General features: G+C 48.3%; 23 protein-coding genes. 1 reads left to right on the top strand and 22 read right to left on the bottom strand.

The features are described 5' to 3' along the window. Window positions 1-68 precede the first annotated feature (68 nt). The 11 genes from BC792_RS07915 to BC792_RS07865 all read right to left on the bottom strand — a co-directional run bounded on the left by BC792_RS07915 (window position 69) and on the right by BC792_RS07865 (window position 10035). Window positions 69-1175 carry a toxic anion resistance protein gene (locus BC792_RS07915; RefSeq protein WP_148908452.1) on the bottom strand — a complete coding sequence of 369 codons (1107 nt, stop codon included), beginning with the start codon at window positions 1173-1175 and terminating at the stop codon, window positions 69-71. 2 nt (window positions 1176-1177) lie between these two features. Next, window positions 1178-1966, bottom strand: coding sequence for a hypothetical protein (locus tag BC792_RS07910; RefSeq protein WP_148908451.1), 789 nt, complete (start codon window positions 1964-1966; stop codon window positions 1178-1180). Between the two features lie 192 nt (window positions 1967-2158). Then, the gene (locus BC792_RS07905) at window positions 2159-2611 is read right to left on the bottom strand and encodes a copper resistance protein NlpE (protein WP_148908450.1); all 453 of its coding nucleotides are present in this window, start codon (window positions 2609-2611) and stop codon (window positions 2159-2161) included. Between the two features lie 87 nt (window positions 2612-2698). Then, window positions 2699-3262, bottom strand: a complete 564-nt coding sequence (locus BC792_RS07900; protein ID WP_148908449.1) for a nitroreductase family protein — start codon at window positions 3260-3262, stop codon at window positions 2699-2701. Between the two features lie 63 nt (window positions 3263-3325). Beyond that, on the bottom strand, window positions 3326-4588 hold the full coding sequence (gene pepT / locus BC792_RS07895; RefSeq protein WP_148908448.1) for a peptidase T: 1263 nt from the start codon (window positions 4586-4588) through the stop codon (window positions 3326-3328). Window positions 4589-4627: 39 nt separating this feature from the next. Beyond that, window positions 4628-5428, bottom strand: coding sequence for a DUF4197 domain-containing protein (locus BC792_RS07890; RefSeq protein WP_246154912.1), 801 nt, complete (start codon window positions 5426-5428; stop codon window positions 4628-4630). 71 nt (window positions 5429-5499) lie between these two features. Next, entirely contained in the window at window positions 5500-6333 is an 834-nt protein-coding gene (locus tag BC792_RS07885; protein WP_148908447.1) for an endonuclease/exonuclease/phosphatase family protein, read from the bottom strand. A 77-nt stretch (window positions 6334-6410) separates the two neighbouring features. After that, entirely contained in the window at window positions 6411-7172 is a 762-nt protein-coding gene (locus BC792_RS07880) for a glycerophosphodiester phosphodiesterase family protein (RefSeq protein WP_148908446.1), read from the bottom strand. 157 nt (window positions 7173-7329) lie between these two features. Then, the gene (locus BC792_RS07875) at window positions 7330-8169 is read right to left on the bottom strand and encodes a phosphodiester glycosidase family protein (RefSeq protein WP_148908445.1); all 840 of its coding nucleotides are present in this window, start codon (window positions 8167-8169) and stop codon (window positions 7330-7332) included. Window positions 8170-8223: 54 nt separating this feature from the next. Next, entirely contained in the window at window positions 8224-8871 is a 648-nt protein-coding gene (locus tag BC792_RS07870) for an HD domain-containing protein (RefSeq protein ID WP_148908444.1), read from the bottom strand. 3 nt (window positions 8872-8874) lie between these two features. Then, the gene (locus BC792_RS07865; protein WP_148908494.1) at window positions 8875-10035 is read right to left on the bottom strand and encodes a THUMP domain-containing class I SAM-dependent RNA methyltransferase; all 1161 of its coding nucleotides are present in this window, start codon (window positions 10033-10035) and stop codon (window positions 8875-8877) included. Between the two features lie 69 nt (window positions 10036-10104). Between BC792_RS07865 and BC792_RS07860 the strand changes: the two genes are divergently transcribed. Continuing rightward, the gene (locus BC792_RS07860; RefSeq protein WP_148908443.1) at window positions 10105-10479 is read left to right on the top strand and encodes a DUF3127 domain-containing protein; all 375 of its coding nucleotides are present in this window, start codon (window positions 10105-10107) and stop codon (window positions 10477-10479) included. A 148-nt stretch (window positions 10480-10627) separates the two neighbouring features. Here the strand turns inward: BC792_RS07860 and BC792_RS07855 are convergent, their stop codons facing one another. The 11 genes from BC792_RS07855 to BC792_RS07805 form a co-directional block, all read right to left on the bottom strand. Continuing rightward, a complete protein-coding gene (locus tag BC792_RS07855) occupies window positions 10628-11269 on the bottom strand; it encodes a hypothetical protein (protein WP_148908442.1) in 642 nt (213 codons plus the stop codon). Further along, window positions 11259-11807 carry an RNA polymerase sigma factor gene (locus BC792_RS07850; protein ID WP_148908441.1) on the bottom strand — a complete coding sequence of 183 codons (549 nt, stop codon included), beginning with the start codon at window positions 11805-11807 and terminating at the stop codon, window positions 11259-11261. The genes BC792_RS07855 and BC792_RS07850 overlap by 11 nt, the downstream gene beginning before the upstream one ends. Before the next feature lie 232 nt (window positions 11808-12039). After that, window positions 12040-13296 (bottom strand): YeiH family protein, encoded by a 1257-nt coding sequence (locus BC792_RS07845; RefSeq protein ID WP_148908440.1) that lies wholly within the window; start codon window positions 13294-13296, stop codon window positions 12040-12042. Window positions 13297-13381: 85 nt separating this feature from the next. Continuing rightward, on the bottom strand, window positions 13382-14296 hold the full coding sequence (locus BC792_RS07840) for an epimerase (protein WP_148908439.1): 915 nt from the start codon (window positions 14294-14296) through the stop codon (window positions 13382-13384). Then, window positions 14293-15726, bottom strand: coding sequence for a phytoene desaturase family protein (locus BC792_RS07835; protein WP_148908438.1), 1434 nt, complete (start codon window positions 15724-15726; stop codon window positions 14293-14295). The genes BC792_RS07840 and BC792_RS07835 overlap by 4 nt, the downstream gene beginning before the upstream one ends. An 81-nt stretch (window positions 15727-15807) precedes the next feature. After that, entirely contained in the window at window positions 15808-17064 is a 1257-nt protein-coding gene (soxC, locus tag BC792_RS07830) for a sulfite dehydrogenase (RefSeq protein WP_148908437.1), read from the bottom strand. Between the two features lie 5 nt (window positions 17065-17069). After that, on the bottom strand, window positions 17070-17681 hold the full coding sequence (locus BC792_RS07825) for a c-type cytochrome (protein ID WP_148908436.1): 612 nt from the start codon (window positions 17679-17681) through the stop codon (window positions 17070-17072). Further along, a complete protein-coding gene (locus BC792_RS07820) occupies window positions 17674-19287 on the bottom strand; it encodes a hypothetical protein (protein WP_211357496.1) in 1614 nt (537 codons plus the stop codon). The genes BC792_RS07825 and BC792_RS07820 overlap by 8 nt, the downstream gene beginning before the upstream one ends. 12 nt (window positions 19288-19299) lie before the next feature. After that, window positions 19300-20637 carry a DoxX family protein gene (locus BC792_RS07815; RefSeq protein ID WP_148908435.1) on the bottom strand — a complete coding sequence of 446 codons (1338 nt, stop codon included), beginning with the start codon at window positions 20635-20637 and terminating at the stop codon, window positions 19300-19302. 12 nt (window positions 20638-20649) lie between these two features. Further along, window positions 20650-21984 carry a RagB/SusD family nutrient uptake outer membrane protein gene (locus tag BC792_RS07810; RefSeq protein WP_148908434.1) on the bottom strand — a complete coding sequence of 445 codons (1335 nt, stop codon included), beginning with the start codon at window positions 21982-21984 and terminating at the stop codon, window positions 20650-20652. 7 nt (window positions 21985-21991) lie between these two features. Next, complete coding sequence (locus BC792_RS07805; protein ID WP_148908433.1) at window positions 21992-25018, bottom strand: SusC/RagA family TonB-linked outer membrane protein; 3027 nt, start codon at window positions 25016-25018, stop codon at window positions 21992-21994. Between the last annotated feature and the right edge of the window lie 51 nt (window positions 25019-25069).

Genomic DNA, 25069 nt, shown 5'->3' with positions numbered 1-25069 from the left:
ACTATAAAAGCAGGCAAAAGATTATGCCTGCTATATGGAATGATGTCAATGATTTAGTCGCTATGTTTTTAATTGATGAGACGCGTTTCGTCGCCCGATGACTTTAATATATGCGTCTTTAATTCGTTTTCCGCCTGCAACAGTTCCTGCTCCACAACCTTCCGCTTTTCCCTGCCCTCCCGCTGAATCTGCAACACCTGCTCTATCGTAGAGACAATATCCTGGTTCGCCTTTTTAATCGTTTCGATGTCGACGATTCCCCGCTCTGTTTCTTTTGCCACACTTATTGTCGATTCTTTGAGCATTTCGGAGTTTTTACGAAGCAGCTCGTTGGTTGCGTCGGTCACGGCTTTCTGGGCTTCCAGCGCCTTTTGTGCATGGGCAATTCCCAATGTAAGGACCATCTGGTTCTTCCAAAGAGGTATCGTATTGACTAAGGAAGACTGAATCTTCTCCATCAAAGAAGAGCTGTTATTTTGAATCAGCCGTATCTGGGGCGCGGTCTGCAACACCACCATCCGGGTCAGTTTCAAATCGTGCACTTTCCGCTCAAAACGGACGACATGCTGTTCCATGTCTTTATATTCCTGCACCTTATGCGGATCGCCGGAGTTTTCGGCCTCGGCTTTTAGCTGCGGCAATGTCACGGCATGTGCCTCCTTCAGCTTTTCTTCTCCGGCCGCAATGTACAGGGAAAGTTCTTTAAAATAGTTTTGATTCTCGACAAATAATTTATCGAAAATATGGACGTCCTTCCCTAAGCTTTTGTAATGTCCTTCCAATCTTAATTCTATCTGGTGTATATTCTTTTCTACCGATTGATATTCGGTACGCATACGCTGCAGCTTTTTCTTCATATTATCGAAAAAGGGGATCAGCGGCTTCTTATTAAGATTTTCGTCGAACGATTTAATATTAGAACGTAGGTTCAGCAGGATCTCTTCGGCTCCGCCCATATCTTTGGTGCGCACCTGCTTCAAGATCTCGTTGGAGAAGTTGCTTACCTTTGTCTGACTACCCACGCCGTACTGGATGACGTCGGTGGTTGATGTGAGGTTTATTTTGTCTTTATACTGCTTGATCAGTGCTTTCTCTTCGTCTGTAAACTCGACTGATACTTCGTTCTTTTTGTTTTCCGGATTATCGTCGTATGTCGTTAAGGTCAGATCTGCCATATTTATTCGTTTAAAAGGTTCCTATTTTTGAGCGTTTGAATATATACATCCGATTCTGCAGATACATCTAGTATACCCGCTTTAAATTGGTTGGTAACTTCCTGCTCGATTGCTACGGCCGCCTTCGCGATAACCTCTTCCAGCTTCTTTTTGGAAGCAGCAGTGACGGCGTTGTTCAATCGGGAATTCTCGATCTCATCGTACTTCATGAGCACATTTACGACCGTGGAATGACGTACCAGAAACTTTTCGGCTTCTATCTTGTCGTTCTTTTCCAGTAGCTGAAAGAGGTGGATAATACGGTCTATATTTTGGTGAATGGACCTGTTGTCAATGACTTTCCTCCAATGAAGCAGTCCCTCAATAAACAGCTGCGGCGTATCGAGCGAGGCTTGCGGCAGCTCTTTAACCCTGTTAGCCGAGGAAGCTGTTGTTATCCACGTCAGCGGGCGGATCTCTGCCAGCTCAAGTCGCTGAAGATGGGTCTTCGCCCGGTTAAGCAACAGCCCGTTTCCGACAACATACGAAGTAACGTATCCGCCCAATGTCAGGAGCATCCCCTGGGAAATCGTTCCAAAAAAATAAATAAAAGAGCCAAAAAGCGCAAGTTCCGCCAGCAACAAAACAAGCCCCGTGATATACCAGGACCGTATCTTACTTTTCTTCGCCTGAGAAAGCATGACAAAAGGGAACAGGTGCACAGGTAGGGGCACGAACATCACGATGGAAATGAACGTCCATGTCAGTTGCTGAAGTTCCCAACGTTTCGGTTTCTTTGTCGCAAATCCCATTCTGCAATTTACTTATTTTTTTTATAGGGAAATAATTATTTGTGTGCTGCGAAATGCTAAAATTTGTGAAACCGCGAGCTGACAACGACCGCCGGCTATTTCGGGAGGTGGATACATTTAAACCGCCGGTGGTAGATGGGAAGATCCGTGATCAGCGGACGTACCGCTGATCACGGGTCGTGGGGAACGAAATTACATGCGCTTTTTATAAATGTAATTTTCTGCCAGCTGTCCCGTAATGACGTTGCCTTCTTGATCCAAATGGAAAAGCTGATTTTCTCCCACCTTTAATTTTATATCCGTTTCTTTTCCTTTCAGATGAACCACGGAACCATTGTCGTGCCACATGAATTTTCCGCTATCTTCTACCTTCAGGTCACGGTCGAGATACTCGCTTGTTATCTGAAATGTTTCGTCGTCGTTAAGGACAATCACCGTCTTAATTCCAGGACAGTCTGCGCAGGGGATAGTGCCTTCGTAGGTACCAGCCCAGTCCAGCGCACTTTGCGAAGTGTGGATCGTGTCGATTATATCCGTTCCATGGAAAGCTACCGTAGTGTCTCCGACAGTCTTATCTGTCGTCTTTGGCTGTGTACATGCGGCCATTCCTAGACAGAATATAGCCACGGGGATCAGATTGTTCATATTTTCTTTTTTATTTTTTGCCGCAAATTTTCTGCCAATATTCACGAACTGTTGATCTGCACATCTCGTTATCCACCTGTTATTACGCTAATCTTCCCAACGGACTTTCTCTTCGATAGGTGAGCGTACAGGCTCCCGCGCTTCGCTTTCATGGTGTCCAAGGTAAAACAGGCCCACACACTTCTGGTTTCCCGCAAGGTCTAAAAATGGACCTAAATGGTTGATGAGACCAGGGGTGGCCCAATACCCTCCAATTCCCAGCGAGTGGGCGGCCAACCACATATTTTGAACCGCACAGGCCGTTGCAGCAAGCTCTTCCCATTCTGGAACGTCGCCCGTATAGTTAACGATGATAGCAATAGCCACTTTTGACATGGTCGCTTTTTTGGCCATATTTTGTTCAGCTACCTCCGTATACTTCTCTGCAGGGGTAGTGGTTTTATAAATCCTTGCCAGCTCCGCCCCGAGCCTGTTAAGGCCTTCCTTTTGAAACACCACAAAGCGCCATGGCTGTGTACGTTTATGGGTAGGGGCTGCGTTGGCAGCTTCCAAAATTGTTACGATATCCTCTTTGGAGATATCCTGATCGGTAAAACTATTCTGATTAACCGTCCGTCGATACTGGATGGCCTTTAAAACTTCATTTGACATGTTCTTTCTTTTAAATGTTTCTTATAGTGTCTAAAGTCTGGAGCTCCGTGTCGGTGTATGGGGCTACGCTTGCTCCTCCCAGAGAGTGGCGATATGAAGGATAGTCAGCACGGCCTTCTCCATATCCTGTCTGCTGACCCACTCCATCTTTCCATGAAACGCATGCCCGCCCGCGAACACGTTGGGGCAAGGTAGGCCCATGAACGAGAGACGCGAGCCATCTGTTCCTCCTCTTATACTTCGCCGTTCGGGCGTTAGCCCCACGCGCCGGATAGCCTCGAGTCCGATATCCATCACCTTCGGATGTTGGTCCAGAACCTCTTTCATATTACGATACTGCTCACTCACTGCAAAGTCGTACGTCACGCCGGGGAATCGGGCCACCACGTCTTCCACGAGCTGACGCAGTTCGGCTTCGTGTCTGGCCAAGTTGGTTGTTTTATGATCGCGGATGATGAAATCTATCTCTGCGCGGTCGACGCCGCCCTGTATATGATTGGGATGTACAAAACCTTCTTTACCGCTTGTCGTTTCGGGCGACAGGCGGTCCTTAGGTAGTTCTGAGATTATTTCCGCAGCCACTTTCAGGGCACTCTGCATCTTTCCTTTGGCAAAGCCCGGATGCACTGATATGCCATTGATAACAATCCGAACGCCATCTGCAGAAAAGGTTTCGTCCTCGATGGTACCCGCCTTTTCGCCATCCAGCGTATACGCAAAGTCGGCTCCCAATTTAGCTAGATCAACGTGGTTCACGCCACGCCCCACTTCTTCATCTGGCGTGAAAAGGATTTTAATTTCGCCATGTTTAATGTCGGGATGCGCAATCAACAGGCGCGCAGCATCCATTATCTCGGCGACACCGGCTTTGTCGTCAGCGCCCAGCAACGTTGTGCCACTGGCAGTAATGATATCATGTCCGATCTGGTTCCGCAGATCGGGATGTTCTTCCAAGCGGATAACGACCGAAGGATCGTCCGGAAGGACAAGATCCTGACCTTGGTAGTTGACGTGTACTATGGGCTTGACCCCCGCACCAGAGCAATCCGGAGATGTATCTACATGGGAACAGAAGCAGATGACCGGCACCTGCTTATCGGAGTTTGAAGGAATCGTTGCATATACATAACCGTACTCATCCAGATGGGCGTCTGCGAGCCCAATCTGCTGTAGTTCGGCTACCAGAAGCCTGCTTAGATCCTTTTGCTTTTCCGTCGAAGGAAACGAGGTTGCGTTAGGATCGGACGTTGTATCTATCTGCACATAACGCATGAAGCGTTCTGCCACCTGAAAATCGCTTATTGTATTTATATCAAAGTTACTCATTCAATAGCTATATGATTTCCCAAAGGTAACAAGTTTTCTCTACTTCTGCTTGTCTGCCCAGCCAAACACCTTGGACAGCAGATCTGTCGAACGTGTACCGCCAAGGTTGCTTCTGATCTTCAGCTCCTGATCAGCCACTTTCACAAATAGCCCGTCTATGGCTTTCTGGGTCACGTAGGCTGTGAGGTTTGTTTCGACTTTGCTGGACAATGGAAGCTTGTTATATGCCGACGTTAGTTGTGTCCAATAATCGGCGACATTATTCTTCCCCATAGCCGATTCTATCACCGGACTAAACCGCTGTATCAATTCGGATGTGGTGTTGGTCTTAAAATAAGAAGTTGCGGCGTCGGACTGTCCGCTCAATAAGATGTTATAGGCGTCGTTTATAGACATCCTGGAAAGCGAGTTCACGAAAACCTGTCCAGCCTCGCTTACGGCGGTTTCAGCGGCACGGTTCATACTGAGGATAAACTGGTCGCATAGTGACCCCATGCCAACGGCACGCAATGCTTTTTCTACCTTTTGCGCCTCTTGCGGCATCAGGATCTTCACGGCCGCATCACCGAGGAAACCATCTTTCGCGGACAATAGTGCAATACTCGCCTGCAGTCCGTTTCCCAACGCCTGCTTGATGGCGTTGTTCGCTTCTGCCGTAGTGATTTCTCCCTGGCTGCCTGTTGGGGCAGCCGCCGTACTGTTTACCTTCGAAGTGTCAGCTGTGTTCGTTGCTACCTGTCCCAGCAGTCCTTTTAGCTTTGACCCGATCTGCGCCTCTGCACCTGCGGTTGCCGCAAAAAAGGCTCCCACGGTACAGACCGCCATTAAACTTTTTCTCATGCTTGTATATCCTTGTTTACCGGAACAAACCTACTAAAAATATATTTTAGCGTGTCCTTCATCCGGATGATTTACCAGTGTAAGACGCTGACAACAGGAAAATGATCCGACGGGAACTTCCCAAGATAGGTATCCGTCAAGATGCCATATTTGTGTACGGTAAATGGCTTCGTAATGAAGATATGATCTATACGACCCTTTGGTTTTAAGCCGTTTCCCCAACCGTTAAATGAAGAATTCGGCTCGTAAACAATCTTAGCAAGCCCGTAAGCATCTTTGACAACGCCACTTTTGGCCAGCGTGAAATACGCTTCATTCTGTTCATCAATATTAAAATCTCCGGTAAGAATAAGAGGAAGATCTTTTGCCAGTTCCTTTGCTTTAGCCAGAATAAGCTTTGCACTTTCGCGTCGGGCCTCCACACCGACATGGTCAAAATGCGTGTTCATAAAGATAAAGCGCTTTTTGCTCTCCCTGTCCTCAAATACGCCCCACGTGCAGATTCGTGGCAATGCGGCATCCCAGCCCTTATTCGGGCGCTCGGTGTCCGTAGGAGAAAGCCAAAATGTACCCTCTTTTAGCAGTCTGAAACGGGAGGTGTTATAAAATATAGCAGAATGTTCCCCTTTTTGTGCGCCATCATCACGCCCCACACCGATATAAGCAAAGCCAGGCAGTTGCTCTTTCATATCCTGCACCTGCTCGAAAAAGCCTTCCTGAATCCCAAAGATGTCGAACTCATGGAACTTGATCAAGCTGGTCAACGCATGTTTCCTGTCGTCCCATAGGTTGCCCGTATCCGAGGTCGTCTTTAGACGGATATTAAAAGACGCAACGGTCATATCCTGCGCATAAAGGCAACAGGCAGAAATCGCAAACAGTATGAATAAAATTACGCTCTTCATATATATAAGTTTCTGATTCTAAACCCCTCTTGTGACAAAGAAGTTATCGGTGAATCGTTATCATCACGGTCAGACCGTTACTTTTTCAAAATCGTATTTAATAGCTCTGGCTCATCCGTCGTGATATAGTCGATATTTTGTTCTATAAAATAACGCATATCTTCCTCGTTGTTCACGGTCCAGACATTTGTTTCCAACTTCAATTTTTTGGCTTCATTAATCCACGAAGGGTTCTTTTTATAGACCGATAAGTGATAGTCCAGACCACTCAAATTGGCGCGCTTAAGTTCTTCGGGAGCCTTGTCGCCGGTTAAATAATGCACTTTGGCTTTTTTATCAAGTTCTCTCAGTTTTAAACAGGCATCATAACTGAAGGCTATATATTCTACCTGTTTTTCTGCTTTAAGCTTCTTTACCAACGCAATGGTCATCTCGGCCGACTTGAGTGTACGCTCTGTTCCAAGCTTATTTGTTTTCAGTTCATAAATCAGTTTCGTTCCTTTCTGCTTCAGTCCCTCCCGCAGGTACGCTTCCGCTGTCGGGATGGATTCTCCGTTCGGGTGTTTTTTTGACAGCAATTCCTGATAGGTCGACGTGGCAATGTCCATCCCATAAAAGTCTTGATCATGGTTGACGACAAGCACATCGTCTTTGGTTAGGTGAACGTCAAACTCGCTTCCCCAAGCCTTCTGCTCAACGGCTTTGTTGAGTGAGGCCAAAGAATTTTGTGGGACTTTCGTGTTTTTCCATGCTCCGCGGTGAGCAATGATCTGCGTTTGCGCAAATGAGGCAAAGTGAATGGCCGATAAAAGCGTCAATACTACTAGCGTTTTTTTCATTGGAATAATTATCTATAAGCGTTAAATCTCATTTGTATAGATGAACTCGTTACACCCGGCCCGTTCTTTAACAGCCATGAAGCTTGCACGGGCTACGTTTTATGGCAGGATGAGCTGCGCCGACGCACTGGGAAACGTGTCTGTTCCGTCTCTGTCTCTACTTAATGTAAATAATATTTGCGACAGCGCGTTCCCCTTCATGGTCGAACTGCTTGTTGTCCGAGGGGTGATTGACGATGCCCGTAGCTGTCGCCCCCCTGACGTAGAGTGAGCTACTGCCGCCTCCATCTAAATTCATGGCGTCTTTGGCTCCCAACCACCTTAAGACGTCCGTAAGTTCATATAAGCTCATGCCATGCGCCATGCGATGGCGTCCGTCGACGACCAGCACGAGAAGCTTTTTGTCCGCTGTCACTCCGATGGCTGTGCGAGGGTGCCGGTTTTCGTTAAAAGCGTTTTTCGTAAGTGGGTAAGGACGGTGGTCCTGCAATAATAACGGACCAGCAAGCATGACGTTTGGGTAGCGCTCCCGCTCATAGGTGGTATCCGTGGATAACGCTATGGCTATCTTTTTCCGCGAAAATAAAAAAAGTGCATTGGTCCTGTCGATCTTCCGTTTGGAAGTATTTACTACTTTCCCATCTACCTGAATAAAATCGACGGCACCGCCATTTTTCGTATCGAAGAAGCCGCCGTTAACGGCAACAAGAGCTTGGTGCGCGAGCGCCATTTCGGAGGTCTTTTTCAGTTGCCGGGGTTCTGCAGCGAGCCGAAGTCGCTTTCTATATTTTTTAAGGTCTATCTCTAAAAAGTTGATCTCTTGCTCGCTGTCAAACAAGGTGTCGAAATGCGCTTGCTTCCAAAGCAGCCCTTTAGCGATTTCCTTCGTGTTCCATTGCTTGGAAGCTACGGCTATAGAATCCAGCGATTGCGCAAAGGATGCCGAGGTTATAAAGAGAAAAGAAACGATAAGGACGTATATTCGTTTGTTATGCATCTTTGGTTGATTTACATGACGAATATACCGAATTCAGGTTAACAAAATATTAAATCATCGCTCGCCGTTCCATTCGCCATAAAATTGTTGCAGAAAAACTTCCATGAATCTGTGGCGGTCGGCTGCAATTTTTTTTCCGGTATCTGTATTCATTTTATCCCGTAGCAAGAGGAGCTTTTCATAAAAATGATTGATGGTTGGCGCCTGTGTGTTTTTATACATTTCCTTAGACAGGTTAGTTTCTACCGGGATATCCGGGTTATATATTTCCCTGTTTTTAAAACCTCCGTAGTTAAAAGCCCGCGCTATTCCTATGGCTCCGATAGCATCTAAGCGGTCGGCATCCTGAACCACTTCAAGCTCCTTAGAATGGAAATGCACCTCGCCCAATGACGCTTTGAACGACATGTTGAGGATAATTTTCTGTACGTGTTCAACAGTTGCTGGCTCAACGCCGACACCTTCCAGAAACTCGCCCGCTATGCGGGGGCCGATGCTTTCGTCGCCGTCATGAAATTTGCTGTCTGCAATATCGTGTAATAGGGCCGTCAATTCGCAGACCAGTCGATCAGCCTGTTCCGTTTCCAGAATGAGCTTCGTATTGTTCCATACGCGCTGTATATGCCACCAGTCATGTCCTGCCTCCGCATTTTTCAGCCGGTCCTGCACGAAGACAACGGTTTTTTCGATGATATCCTGCATGCCTTATTTTTCTCTGGTCCCTTCGTAAAGTTCATACTGCAATAAACGACAGTCTAGTTTGCCGTTGAAGAACTCGAACCTGCGCGATGCCCGTAGGCCGATCTTCTTGGCCAAATCGGGATTTCCGGTAAAGATGTAGCCTCTGTACCCTTTGCACTCCTGCTTGAGGAAGTCGCCTATGCGTTTGTAAGTCGCCTCCAATCTGCTGTGTATGCCGAGACGTTCACCATACTCAGGATTAAACATGATCACGCCCTGTTCGGCAGGTACGGTTGTTTTAGCAAAGTCGCAAACTTCAAACTGAATAAGGTGTTCGACACCGGCGGTCCTTGCATTCTGTCGGGCGATCTCAATTGCTTCGTCAGAAATGTCGGACGCGACAATGAACGGAAGGTTAGTCTTATCGGTTTTTTCTTTGAGAAGACGGCGTTCTTCGAAAAAGGCGTCCTCGTTATAGCCCAGGACGTGCATAAAGGAATAGTTCATCCTTTGCAATCCCGGCATCCGCTTTTGGGCAAAGAGCGCTGCTTCGATAGCGAGCGTGCCCGATCCGCACATGGGGTTTATAAATGGAGACTTGCCATCCCAATTCGTTGCCATAATAGTTGAAGCTGCCAGTGCTTCCAACATGGGCGCCTTCCCCGGGTGCTTCCGGTATCCATGCTTTGCCAATGTTTCTCCGGATGTGTCCAGAAAAATCTCGGCGCGGTCGTCCATCCAATGCAGGTGGATAACCGCTTTGCTTAGTTCGGGGCCACTATTCGGGCGTAATCCTTTTTTGTCCTTAATCCTATCGACGATAGCATCCTTGACCTTCACGTTAGCGAAAAGCGGCGTGGTTATTGTCTCGTTATGTACATGGGAAGTGACCGAAAAATAGCCATCAAAAGGCAGCAGCTCTTCCCAGGGAATAACGACTAAATTCTTATATAGCTCTTCCGCGTCAAATGCACGGAACGATTTAATCTCGTATAAAACCTGGCTGGCTACGCGTAGGTTTAAGTTCAACCGTATACACTCGTTTACAGTGGCTTTCACTTCGACGCCTGTGTTAAAGGAACGTACGATATCAAAGCCTAACGCACTGACCTCTTGAGCCAAATATGGCGACAAACGCCGATTGCAGGTAATGATAACTTTACCGGGGCTGTTGAAAACTTCCATCATATTTTTGCAAAGTTACTTATTCTGCTTAGCAAAAAATGCTTAATTTTACAGTTTAATAAGTTTGATATGGAAATAAGAGGAAAAGTTCATGAGATAGGAGCTACGCAACAGGTAACGGAATCTTTTAAGAAAAGAGATCTTATCGTTGCGTATGCTGAAAACCCGCAATTTGTAGAGTATATTCGTTTTGAAGCGACACAGGATCGTGTCAACATATTTGATAATTTAGCTGTAGGCGATGAGATTGAGGTTTCTTTCAATCTTCGCGGACGCCCTTGGACAAACAAGGATGGCGTAACCACCTACTTCAATTCATTGGTGGCATGGCGCGTGACGAAGCTGGCAAATACTGCTCCTTCTGCTTCGGCACCCGGATATGCGGACATGCCTCCTGTTGACATCTCGTCTTCTGGAGCTGACGATGATGATTTGCCTTTCTAGGTTTCCACTAAAAACGGCCTTTGCGACTTTGTCCAGAGGCCGTTTACTTTTAACTTGCGGCGTTGTAGCTTCCACCTACTTCTAAAACCTGCATTGTCCACCGCAGCCTAACGTCTACCCATTTCTACACGAACAAGCGTATCTTTCCCTATTCCGGAAACGTGATACGGATGCGTCCTTCGCTTCCCGTCCATTTAGGGCCGCGTTGCAACAAGCGGGCAATTTCTTGGTTCATCTCCGGGCTTTGTCCACCGACCACACGGACAGCGTATACTGCACCGTTTTTGTCGACCTTAAACGACACTTCCAAGTGCCTTTCTGTATTGCGCCCTGAGTAGTGCTTTTTCAAATACTGCGAGAAACTGTTCCACCCCTCCATCGGTTGCGCATCGCCCCCCGCGATCGATTGGACTTTTATAGCAGTTAAGGCTTCGTCCATAAGCTCCACCTCGGTCACATTCTGCTTGCCTGTATTTGGCAGATAGCGGATAAGCAGCAATGTACATATGGCAATAAACAGGACAGCTGCCGTAAGCCCAATTGCTAAACGCTGCCAGCCAAAATAGTGCCTATGCTTTTGCTGCGCGTGCTCCTCGACCCTTCGTTCGAGGCGCTGTTGTAGCAGACTTAATGACTTGGCGTCTACACCATGCTGCAACCTATACCCGTCGATAGCATCTTGTAAAAAAGGATCGTCCAGGGCCTCCCGTTCCAAGGCGTGCATTTCTTCCCGGCTCATTAAACCGTTTATATAATTATGTATCCGTGATAGCTGATAGTTATTTTCCATTGTTCCGCTTTTCCATACAAATTTTAAGATTGCGCTTGCCATTTTGTATATAGCTCTTCACCTTGTTAAGATCGACATTCATCTCTTCTGCAATTTCTTTATAACATTTTTGTTCCAGATAGAAGAGTCTTATGCTTTTCGCCTGCTGATCCTGTAAGCTAGCCAAACAAGCCTCCATCTTTTCGAAATCGCTTTCCTTCCAGCGCTTCTCTTCAGCTGCCTCCATCTTTCCTTCAGTCTCGAACAGGTGTTCTTCTATGTCTACAAATGTCTTTCGCTTTGCGTTCCGTAATTCCATAAGACAAAAATTACGGGCGAACACATACAACCAACTCTTGAAGCTGTCCACCTCATGAACCTTCAGCTTATCAATCAGCTGCTCAAAGATCTGCATGACGGCGTCCTGACTGGCGTCCTGATCCTGAAGGTACTTGAAACATACCCCGTATAGCAGTGGCATATACGGTGCATAGAGTCTGCCCAGTGCAGCAATATCGCCCGTGCGTCGATAGTATGTTAGCAACTCCTTTTCGTTCATCGGATGACGTCTCTTTTATAAGATGAAATATACGGCTAAAATCCATAAGTTTTATGGCGAACAGTCATAAATCGTTGGGGTGACCCTATATCTTTAACACGTTGTCAGCGATGTCGCTTTACCGTACTTCGCCGCAAATCGGACGGATGCCCTGTCGTTCAACGGCACGCCATAGGCAATGACAAGAATCCCTTCACTGCGCCAGAACCTTAGACTTGTTAACGGCCCTGTCTTATTTAAATAACATCAAGGCGATCAATAACGTGACAATAATATTAAAGAACTGCGCGATTAAAAAAGCGTATAATGGCTTTCTGTTATTATGCACAAAGAGGTCTTTAAAGTTAGTTTCCAGACCAATGGAGGTGAAGGCAAGCGCAAACCAAAGTCCTTGCAAGCTCTTCAGGCTGTCTTTCACCGCTTCGACTGTCGCCGGTGGAACGAAGAAAGAGAACAGCACCGACGCAAACACAAAACCGAGAACAAACTTCGGGAACCGCTCCCAGATTACGTTCAGCGTTGGCTTTTCTGCGTTTTCTGCGCTCTTGGAATTGGAATAAGTCCAGTAGATGCTAATGGCAAAAGCGGCAATTCCCAACAACACGTTCTGGGAAAACTTGACGATAGTACTGATTTTCAAGGCCTCTTCTCCGACAAGCGACCCAGAGGCGACCACGGCGCCGGTAGTATCTATACTGCCTCCGAGCCAAGCACCCGTTACTTCCTGCGAAAGCCCCATCCAATGCGCCAGATAAGGCATAAAGATCATCATTGGGATGGCTGTAATGAGCACCAATGAGATGATATAAGAAAGCTTCTTAGGATCGCCTTTGATAGCGCCAGAAGTAGCGATGGCAGCCGAGACTCCGCATATCGACACGGCGCTTGAAAGCATCATAGACATTTCCTGATCGATCTTCATCTTTTTACACAGCCAAAAGGCAAAATACCAAACAGAAAGAACGACCACCGAAGCCTGTATCAGACCAAGGGCCCCTGCTTTGAGTATATCGCCGAAGATGACCGACGTACCTAGCAGCACCAATCCGATTTTTACATAAAGTTCCGTGGATAGTGCTTCTCTAAACCACACAGGCAGCCTAAAACAGTTACCGATTAACAGGCCGAACCCCAAGCTAAAGATAACGGCCTCCAGGTTATACTCCTTGACAGCTTCGTTTCCCGCAAGTACCAACGCTAACACGGTGATGACAAAGACGGATGGAAAAACCACGAGCAGGGGTTTTAGCGGCCGTCCTAACAGCAGGCCTCCTACAATCGCTACGCTATAAACGAGAAGAAACTGAATACTTAGCTTTGTAAGGTTATCGGCGGCCAATACGTTCTCGTACAGAGCCGATGTGCTGTCCCACGAAAAAGACGGTTTAGGCACGATAACACCAAATAGAGCAAAAAAAATAATAGCAAGTCCGAGTATCACAACGACCCAGTCTTCGTTGATCGCTAAACCTGATTTAGAAGATGTCATGTTGAACTGTTTTGTAATAGATAAATAATGATGACGACAATATAAGTATAATTATAGAAGTGCTATTGACCTTTCCGAAAATTTGCTAAGCACCGGTTACCAGGTTGACGATCGCGTCCCGGGGCTTTCCGTACGTGAAAGCAAACCCATCTTCCACGGTGTAGCGGGTAGTTGCAGGAACACTGTCTAGCAGTACGCTTGGATCGATACCCTTAACAAGCGCGCCGATATGTACCAACGGACGGGGAAGCGGTAATCCAAAAGAAATGCCGGTACTTTCCCTGATCGTCTTCATCAAGGCGGCTTGCGTGATGGGATTGGGGCTGCATGCGTGATAAATGCGACGTGGGTTGCTCTGTTCTATGACCCATTGCACCAGTTGCACAAAATCGTGCTCGTGAATCCAACTAACGAGCTGCTTTCCTTCTGCAACCTTCCCCCCGAGCCTCCACCTTGTCAGTCGGAGTAGCTCCGCGAACATTCCCTGCTGCCTAGTTAATACAGGGCTGACACGCAGTATCACCCGCACCGTATCTGAAAGCTCGAAAGCCGAAGCGGCAGCCTCCCACCGGCGGGTCAGCTGTGCGAGATAACCGGATCCAACGGCAATGCTTGTTTCGTCCTGCATCTCGTTCAGTCCGGAGAAAATGGACAGACCGGAAAAGTTTATCCAAAGTCTAGGCGGTTTATAACATTGCGCAATTGCTCTTCCCAAGGCGTTGGTCGGTAAAATACGGGAGTGGTCGAGAAGCGCTTTGTTTCTGGGCGTAAACCGGCATTGTATATTCTTGCCACTTAGGTTGATGACCGTGTCTGCGCCTTCCAAGACGTTGGTCCATGGTCCAAGGTGTTCTCCGTTCCAAAAAATGTAGTCTACCGGGCCGTCCCTCTTATCCCTTTGCCGGGAGAGAACAGTGACGTCCCACCCCAGATCCAGAAATGCTTCTGCCAATAGTGTCCCGAGATGGCCCGATCCGCCCGCCAATACTATTTTTCTCATAACTTCACCTCGATATTAAAATGGTCTTTCAGGACGATTCTCGCAGCCTGATATCCGCACATGCCGTGTACGCCCCCTCCTGGAGGCGTAGATGAAGAACAGAGATAAACGGACCTATTCGAGGTACGGTAAGGGGTCAGGGAGAGCGTAGGCCTGGTGTAAAGCTGTGCAATATCCATGATTCCTCCATTGATGTCGCCGCCTATGTAATTGGGATTGTATGTCTCTAGTTGCTTCGGGTTAAAAGTATGGCGCGCTAGAATGGTCTCCTTAAATCCGGGAGCGAAGCGCTCTATCTGTCCTTCGATAGCTGCCGTGAAATCCGTTTCCGATCCATGCGGGACATGACAATAAGCCCAGGCTGTATGCTTGCCCTGGGGGGCACGGCTTTTATCAAATTGGCTTGGCTGGGTAAATAGCACAAACGGTTTCTCCACCGCCCGCCCCGCATGGGAAGCGGCCTCATTTCTGACGATCTCCTCAGCTGTGTTGCCGAGGTGTACTGTAGCTGCGCGTTGGCTTTGTCCATCTTTGAAAGGTGTCGGCTCCGACAGTGCCCAGTCAATTTTGAAGACGCCCATACCGTAGCGGTACTTGTGTAGCTGCTTCCTGTAACGGTCATCGAACGCCAGGCCATTTATGTTTAGCATCTGCTTGGGCGTTAGATCGAGAATTACAATCTTGTGATCGGGCAGCTCCCGCACATCTTTTACCCACTGGCCGGTTTGTACCTGTCCGCCCAGTGAAAGGTAGTACGCCGCAAGCGCGTCGGCTATAGCCTGTGAACCTCCCCGTGGTATGGGCCATCCGTAACGATGGCCGACGGCTGTTAACACCAATCCGATGGCCGATGTTGCCCAGTTGGACAACGGTTGTATTCCGTGCGCCGCCACGCCCGCCCACAGGGCTTTCGCTTTTTGGGTTTTAAAGGTAGCAGCGGTCCATGTGGCAGGTTTCAGTGCATCCAGTCCGAAGCGTACCAAGTCCAGCGGATGACGGGGGAAGCGCAATGGCCCCATTGTATCGACGGCGAGGCTCCCCCAACGGCTCACTACCGGCGAAATCAGCCTTTTGTAAGTTGAGCCATCTATTCCCAAGTCATGCGCCGTCCTTTCCAGACTACGGTGTAGTAGTGCCACATCGCCATTATCTAAAGGGTGAGCCGCAGCATAGTCGGCCTCGATAAATTCGAGCCCATAGTCTTTTAACGGCAACGAACGCATAAAAGGCGAGGCCATGGCCATAGGATGTATTGCCGAACAGACGTCATGTCTGAAACCCGGTAGCGTCAGCTCTTTTGTCCGCATGCCGCCACCTATCGTCGGGGATCCTTCCACGATCAGTGTGGAAAGTCCTTGCTGCTGCAGGGTGACTGCGGCAGCAAGTCCGTTTGGACCCGAACCTATTACAATAACATCAAATTTTCCCATGGTCTTTTACTAAGATACTCACTTTAAACTAACCTAAAAAACGGCAGGCGTTCCCTTTTGTTCTTCCGTCGGGATAGTCGTTTAAATATCCTCGACGTCGGCCAGGTAGGCCTCTCCCGTTTTTTCTATATCCCATCCTACAATTGGATTAAAATGATAGCCTCCTCTTGCTTCTCTTGCCTTCACAAGCTGCTTATACGTGGGCTGCTCATATCCGGTCTCATCGATCGCTCTACTCAACACACGAGTAGGCTTTCCGTCCCAATGCCACATCAATTTAAAAGCGGTGTGTGCCTTTTCCAGCACGGGCCCTTGGAGATGCGCCTCCTGCCACGATTTTCCGTTATCTACACTCACCAATACCTTCGTCACCTTGCCTCTGCCACTCCATGCTATCCCCCGTAGCTCCTGCCATCCTTTTTCGATCCGCTTTGGATAGGCAGGATAAGTTATGATGGACCGGGCGTCCATAACAAGGCTGAACATCCTGATTTTTCCGTTTTTTACTTTCTCTGTATACTTGGATGTCTCTTCTCTGGTCATCACCGGCTGGTCCGTCAGCTCAATCCGTCGCAGCCATTTGATTTGTGTGTTGCCTTCAAACCCCGGAATAACCAGCCGCATGGGATACCCCTGCTGGGGCCGGATAGCTTCACCGTTTTGACCGTAAGCAATAATGGCTTCTGTCAGGGCTTCCTGCAAAGGAACGCTGCGGGCCATCAACGCTCCGTCTGCCCCTTCGGCGAGCAACCATTTGGCCTCGGGCCTAACTCCAAGGTCCCGCAGTACCGTAGACAGCAGAACACCTGTCCATTCGCTTTGGCTGGTTAGACCGCAGACCTCTCCCGGCGTCATCTCCCGCTTTCCGTACCGAAAATTGCCTGAACATTCAATAAAGCAGATCCGTGATACAGAAGGGTATTTTTTAAGATCTGAAAGCTTAAGGCGTATAGGCCTATCCACCAGACCGTGGATAAGCAGCTCGTGCTGTTCAGGATCAATATCAGGTATCCCCGCGTGGTGCCGTTCAAAATGGAGGTCGGACGGCGTAATTGTGCCCTGCAGCTCCTCCAGCGGAGTCCGCGAGGCCGTTGCATAGGTTGCGATGCGCTTGGGGTTATCGTATTTAGACCGGTAACCCACTTCGGACGACGGCGCACCCTGCACCTTTCCCGGATCGACAACGATTTTTGAGTCAAAGGATGGTTCCTTAACCCCTCGGGATGTGTGCTGGTACCAAACGAGTCCGGCAACCAGCGCTAGAAAAATGGCAACAGTTGCTGTTAACCAGCGGACAAGCCCGCGTATTTGCAAGAAGTAATCACGTTCTACTGACATTGTATTTATCTTATCTCAGGACCTCCACGTCGGTCGTCTAAAACATATCTTTTTTTTGCCGGCATTTCTACGCGCGGCAGGCTTTCTTCTGTTATCACATGTCCTTCTTCTATGATACCATTCAGATACAGCAGATAGGCGGTGATATCATAGACCTCCTGATCTGTCAATGAGCCCGGCGCATCGAACGGCATCGCCCGGCGGACATAGTCAAAAATTGTCGTCGCGTAAGGCCAATAATTACCGATGGTATTCCCTCCCGTCGGATCGGTGACAAGCTTATCCTCAGGCCCTTCGTACCCGTTGGCACCGTGACAGCTTGCACATTTTTTTCGGTATACTGCAGCTCCGTTTTTCGCCAGCCCCCGCCCTTTTGGCAGTCCTTTTCCATCTGGCCGGACGTCGATATCCCACCTATCAATAAATTTTTTATCTGCCGGCCTTCCTATACCGAACTTATCCGGCCAGGTAGCCTCGTAGGCTATAAGGCCTGTTGACCAATCGGTGTGCTCTTGCTGTACGTGAACGGTCGCGGGCACGCGATCGACGGGACTGCACCGGGTTAGCGATGCCGTCGCACATCCTATCAGGAGATATGCTATTCGGGTTCTAATCATATTGTCCGGCGACCAATTTACCTGGAGCGAGCTTATAGTCTTTGACAACCCTGTCCAATACCACATAAAGCGAATCGCGATTTTCGTCTACGCCTCTCAATATGACTTTATTGCCATTATCGTATACCGCATAGTTGACCACGAAACGCTTTCTTGTTTCCTTTTTTGCCAACTCATCTGCTTTGGCGAACTCCCTGATCCGGCGGGTCGTCCTCGCTTTGGGATGTACGTCGTTCACCTCATCGGCGAACTTATGTCTGACGGAATCAGGCATCCATTCTTCGAGCGATATCGCGGGCGATTCGTCGTTCAGCCTCCTATCTGCCAAATAGTTCCGCACGCCACGGTCGCCGCCTTCGCCCGCGGTGACATTCCGCGGATCAGGAAACAGCTTATATTTATCTTCCAGATAAAGCATCTGATTGTCCGTATCTGCATAATAGTGGAAGGCCCGTTGCCCTCCAGCAACACCAGAAAGCTCGAACGTACGGTTGACATCGCGTTTAGGATCGCCTCCGCCGTTCGACAGGTCTAACCGCAGCGGTTTATTGATACGGAAGGTCAATGTAGACCATTTTTCAAAAGTCGCGGATTGCCAGCGGATGGTATCATACGGATTAAAGGGTCTTGTCTCTCCATTTAATTTAAATTCCGTCACATTATACTGCCCCCGTAGCTCCTGAACCCCCGCAGAAGAGGGCTGTTTGTAGGGGTCGTATCTGAAATCGATGTATTGTAAGTACGAGAATACCCCGACAAAGATGAACAAAGCGGCTGCTTTGAGACCAACGCTGAAGTAGTGAAATGCAGGGTTGAACTCAGGCAGATACAACGACACCTTCGCCGGTATTTCTCTGACAAACAGATCGTAGAACGGCCTGTAGTACGGGATCAATAAAAACAGACTCAACAGAACAAAGTAGGAGCTGTAGACGTGTACCCCGCCATCGTATGCAAAATTCACCACGACAATTGCTCCCAAAGCGCCAACAAGCAGGGCAGCGCCTATAGGCACTGTCTTTCTAAAAAACAACAGAGTTCCTGCTCCCACCTCGAGAATTCCGGCAAATACCTGATACCAGGGTACGATTCCAAACGAAAGCCAAAAGATCTTCTGGGCTGTTAGATCGCCATAGTCGGTATCGAGAATCCCTAAAGAAGGATAGGGCATCTGCACCGGAAAGAGTTTCGTAAAGCCGAACCCGATAATTCCCAGCCCGGCTCTATACCGCACGATCACATTGAGCCAATAAAACAGTTTATCATATTCGTACCGTTCTCTTTTGCGTAGTTTTAGAAATGCTGTCCAGAGAACTCCTGCTGCAACAGAAAAAAATAGGGTATTCACCCAGATACTGTACCCTTGCAGATGATGGCCAAATGTGGTCCGTCCAAACCAATTTACGCCCGAGCCAAACCGGCAAATATCATAAAGGTCCCGGTAGTCGAGGTTCAACCAATCTATGGCAAAGACATGTTTATACCATAGCGGGTTATTCGGTATCGAAATGATGATAAAGAACACAAAGCTGATGCGGAAGGCGATAAGCTGAAAGGTAGTCCACCGACGTTTGTCTTGCAATATATTGTTAACTGACATTTTCATGTGATTTAGTGATTATAACTTGTACCCCAATCCGCGACGCCCGACCTTTTTAACCTCCTGCAACAGATATTTTTTGTCGACTTTACTCAGCCCCACGTGCAGAGTGTCTCCTTGTGCGTTAACACCTGTCAGGTTTATATGGATGCTGTCGGGGCGCCGTATTTTAAACAGATAGGTGTCGTCACCGTAATTTCTATTAGGGTTTCGGAGTATGATGCTATCGGCCGAAATGCTATAGCGATAGTACAGGCGGTCGCCGACCTGGGTATATTCGAATTCTCTGCGGTCGTCTTCCCTCTGAAAAAAGGCGGTGGGCGGTACATCCTTAAAAACGGTATTTACTTTGCGCACGCTCATCGTATTCCACTTTTCGAACACGACGTCTTTCCACCTTATACTATCTGTCGGAGAAAATGTCAGCGTGTCGCCGTTCAGCACAAATGTATCCACGATGTATTTTCCGGCGGCACCTGGGATTCCCGTCTGGGTCGGATAATGTAACGACTGGTTCGGATACCGATAAACGGAATACGATCTGGCTCCTACCAACACGATAAAAACAAATGCAAAAGCGACTTTCGCCGGCAACCGCCACCGGCCCCATCTTTTCGTCTGCCAATCGAATTTCCAGCTTGCTGGCGGCGTCTCTTTTAAACTGACAATCAATGATCCCAAGCGCTGTACATCATACATAAAGATCGGGAGGGTCAATAGAACGATGTATACGGACACAAAATAGGTCGGGCCTTGATAAGCTAGATCAGCCAAAAACGCGTTTCCGTAAAATGGAATGACAAAAATAACCGCCAGAAATGCTGTTTTTCGAAAGAGCAGCAGTACTGCGGCAGCAAGTTCGACGACACCTAGAAATACCAAATACGCCGGCGCAGCGGATAAGCTTAGAAGTAAGTGTTTCCAGTCCGCAAAATAACCGTATGCTGTATTTAGGTGGCTCAGGGACAGCTCCGGCACGAACACCGGAAATAGCTTGGTAAGGCCGGCCACAAACAATATAGCAGCGAGTTTAAAGCGTACGAATATCCGCAGATAGTAATAGTAGGTCTGTTCGCGATCGCGCCGTTGCGTCTTTTCCTTTTTTAGCCAGATCGCGGCCCCCACCAAGGCCAAGACAAGGAGCAGCAGCCAATCATATATAGTACTCTGCACTCCAAAATAATGAGGCAGAAAGGTTACTAAATGGAAAATATCAGCTATAAAATATTGCCAACTGATTGTAAACAACGCGTGATAGAAGTCTGGTTGCAATGGCAGGCTAAGCAACAAGATAAAAAGTATGCTCGCCCGGAGCAGATACTTCTTCCAAATATGGTCCTGAAGATATGGAGTCATCTGATTTAAATGCTATGATGAATAATCCGGATTTTGTTTAAGGGCGGGGTCCGCCAATATCTGGCTATACGGAATCGGTAGTAAAAGCCGGAACGCTTCTGTTATTCCCAACACCTGCTGGGCGCGGCCAGTCCTTACGAGATCAAACCAGCGGTGCGCTTCGAAGGCAAATTCCAAACGGCGTTCGTTCTCGATCCACAGCAAAATGTCGGCTTTGCCTGCGTGGTAGGGCTTATTAGCCAGCAACGCACGCTCGCGGACTTTGTTAAGATCGTCGACGGCTAAATTGTACGTTCCAAGTTCGGCATAAGCCTCCGCGCGGATAAGGTAAAGCTCGGCCAACCGAATGACATAGGTCGGATCGGCACCTGTACTTCTGTAATATAAATCGCCGTACCAGCGATTTTGGTTATCTCGGGCGATTAGCTGACTGCGTGCCCCTGCTGTCTCCGGGTTTGTCAACAAAGCGACCAGTTCATCGCTTGGGGCCCATTGTCTGGTACCGCCGTTGGTTTGAGGCTGCCATTGTGCCCGATGAGGGTTTGGTTCATTGGCGCTATAAAACAGTTCGAACACGGACTCTCTTGTTCCCGTCACATTATTCTTAAAAAAGGAATAATAAGGTGCCAACAACTCATAATTGGCGCGGTCGTCAATCAACAACTGAGCGTATGTCCTTGCTTCGTCCCAGCTCTTCCGATATAAGTGATACCTTGCCTTCAATGCCCATACCGTCTTTTTGGTAAAAACGAAACGATCGGTTGTTGCAGGCAGGAGCTCTTCGGCCCGGTTCAGATCGTTGATCACCTGCCTATATACTTCTTCGGCTGTACTCCGTGCTACGCCCATATTATCTCCAACCTGCGTCGTTGGTTCCGTGATCAGGGGAACACCGCCCCACACACGTACCAAATCAAAATAGGCTAATCCGCGGATCGCATATGCCTGTCCTAAAACGTTGTCTCTAACGGCAGGGGCAATTCCATCTCCGCCGTAGCCGACTAGCGCCGCGATGACATTATTGGTCCTATTTATCGTTCTATAGATTCCGTTCCATGTAGATGCTATTGTCGCGTTCTCCGGGTTTACCCTATTGTTGATAAACTCTTGGACCTGCGATTGTGATCCTGTCCATTGGACATTATCACCCGAGAGATAGGCGATGGATTGATAATCCACGCTATAATAGCTTCGGAGTGCATCATATACCCCATTGATAGCGGCGTTTGCCGAAGTTTCGTCATGGATTACACCTTCTCCGGATATGGATGTTTTAGGCTCTACTTCCAAGAACGAAGAACAGCTTGCAAACAGAATGATGTAGGATAAAAACAGATATTTTTTCATGGTTTTCTTATAATGTTAGATTGACACCTAGCTGAAAACTTCTCGGTTGCGGCGGCGTCCCGAGGTCGATCCCCTGCTGATTTGCGGCGCTGCTCGCCGCGGACTCCGGATCAAGTCCTGTATATCTCGTAAGCGTAAATAAATTCGTTGCCTGCGCGTATATTCGAAGTTTGGCTAAAGACCACCGCCCTAGATGCGTTGCCGGAAAACTATAGCCTAAGCTTAGCGTCCGGAGCCTCAAATAAGAACCATCTTCCAGCCATCTACCTCCACCGTCTTTATAATTATTGTTATTGACACCATCTGCACGCGGTACGTCCGTGATGTCGCCGGGCTGTTGCCATCGGTCCAGATTCGATCTAAAAATGATGCGCGCGGCGTCCCGTGCTCCCCCTCCTTCTCCGAAAAAGCGATTGTGATTATATATCTTGTTGCCGACAGAAAACGTGAGGAATGCGCTTAAATCGAAGTTTTTATACGAAAAGTCGTTGCTTAAGCCTCCGAAATAGTCCGGCCATATGCTTCCCATAATTTTCCTGTCGTCGGTCGTTATACGGCCATTGCCATCTATGTCTTCATATACGGCATCACCGGTCTGCGGATCTACATACAGCTGGTTATATACCCAGAAAGAATACATCGGATGCCCCTCTTTAAACTGGATAAGGTTTCTGCTTCCGTAACTTTGCGGTGTCGCCAGCTTTTCGATCTTGTTGATATTACGGGAAATGTTGAAAGACGTGTTCCAGGAGAAAGCGTCATTATTGATATTTACGGAGCTAATGCTCAGCTCAAGCCCTCTATTACTGATCTCTACCGCGTTATCGGTAAAACTGCTGAATCCAGTGGTTCCAGGTAGTATCTCCGTCAATAATCCGTCTTTGGTATATTTATAATAATAGTTGAATGATGTCGTCAGCCTGTTACGTAAAAGGGCCGCATCCAGCCCCACGTTAAACTGGGAGGTCGTCTCCCAGCTCAGCTCGCGGTTTGCCAGTTGTGCCGGCACAATTCCGGCAATTCCACGGTATGACGATCCCACACCGGACCACAGCTGTCTGGAGGCGAAAGAATTTATGCCGTTCTGGTTACCGGTCAAGCCGTAGCTTGTTTTCAGTTTTAGGTCGTTCAGTAGAGCAACATCCTCGAGGAAGCTTTCTTTGCTTAAACGCCACGCAAGACCGATAGCTGGGAAATGGCCCCATTGGTATCCTTCATTGAACTTTGAAGATCCGTCTGCCCGAAGCGAAAAGTCCAGCAAATATTTATCATCGAACGCATAATCCACTCGTCCGAAAAATGAAGCCAGTTTATACTGATCCCAATCTTGGTTGCTGGTGGTTGTCGCTGCCGCGCTGATCAGGGTAAAGTCGTTTGTGGCGAACCCCCTCCCTTCTGCCGAAGTTAACGAAAAGTAGCTTCCTTGCAGGGTGTTGCCCAGCAATACTCCAATGGCGTGCCGTGGTCCCAATCTTTTTCGGTATGTCAACGTCTGTTCATTAATCCACGTGGTGGACTGGGAAATTGCGGAGGTTGCCAGTCCGTTCGGACTGCCTGCAATTAGCAGGTTGTTCCAGTATTCATGCTCGTTATAATTATTGTGATCCACGCTAAATGTCGAACGGAACCGTAAGGCTGGTGTGATCTGATATTCGCCGTAGACGTTGCCGATGTAACGAAGGCTGGTGGATCCCACATCATAGTTATCCAGCAGCAAGGTTAGGTTATCAAATCCGGCCCGGCCGACGGGGACACCCGCTTCATTGTACGGCGACAGATAAGTTGGTGTATGCAGTGCAGCCTGCAGTATTCCTCCCTGAGGGCCGTCGCCCGCCCTGCCTTGATTCCGGCCCGTCCGTGAAATAGCATTGCTTGAGCCCACTTTTAGACGGTTGTTTATTTTTTGGTCTAAATTAAACCGGAAACTCGCCCGGTCGAAGGAAATGGGCCGGAGTATCGATTCCTGCTTGTTATGCCCAGCGCTTAAATAGTAGGCGGTGTTATCGCTGCCTCCGTACACAGACAGATCCGCATTATATACACCGGCTGTACGAAATGCTTCTGATAGGCGATCATAGGTCTGTTGTTCAGAAGGCGTCCCCCTTCCTCCTTCAGCGACGGGCCGGAACGGCTGCGTCTGACCGATATTTCTGAAATATTCATTAACTAGCTCCGCGTGCTCAGGCCCCGTTGTTAGTTCCCATAGTTTAGAGGCCTTGCCTCTGCCGGAATAGAGATTAACATCGATCTTTGCCGACTGGGCATTTTTCCCACGTCTGGTGGTAATTAAAATCACGCCATTCGCTCCCCGCGACCCATATAATGCTGTAGCTTCAGCATCTTTCAACACTTCGACGAACTCAATATCGGATGGATTCAGGTCGGCAATGGGCGACGTTGCCTTTCCTCCTGTGTTAATAGTTTGGAGGCTTTCGGAATTTAGGAAGACGCCGTCGATTACGTACAGCGGATTGTTGTCTGCGTTGATAGAGGTAGCCCCGCGGAGGCGCACGTGTAACGCCTCGCCCGGCACTCCCGTACTCGCTGCGACCTGCATACCGGCCACTTTGCCTTGAAGCTGCGCGTCGAAGCTGCCTGTTGGAATATCCCGAACATCCTGCTGGGATACACGGTCTACTGCACCGATGAGGTTCTTCCGGGCTATCGTCGTATATCCGACGACCACCACTTCGTCCAGGTCTTCTGTGGATCGTCTCAATTCGACAACCGCAGGCGATTTTTCGACAACAAGGTTTTGGGTTTCGTAGCCTACTGATGTGATGATAAGCCGGAAGGGCAATTTCTGCCCGGTAACAAAGGAAAACCTGCCGTTTCGGTCGGTTTTCACACTATGGGTCACCGCTTCCAATTGCACAGTCGCCCCTTCTATAGGGCTTTTTGTTGTCGCATCGACAACCGTACCGACGAGCGAAGCGTTAATAATTGGTTTTGCTTCCTGTGCCCAGGCCGACGTAAAGAGCACCGCCGTTAAAAAAATAGAAAGCGAGTATCGGAATACTCTACAATATTTCATAGTTTTGAATGTTTGATAGTGAATACTGACAAGTGCCAACGCCAATTGAAC

This window comes from Sphingobacterium allocomposti, assembly GCF_008124885.1.
In the GTDB taxonomy this organism is placed as follows: domain Bacteria; phylum Bacteroidota; class Bacteroidia; order Sphingobacteriales; family Sphingobacteriaceae; genus Sphingobacterium; species Sphingobacterium allocomposti.
Note: the sequence above shows the minus strand (reverse complement) of the source record. Positions and strands in the feature narration are given on the sequence as shown.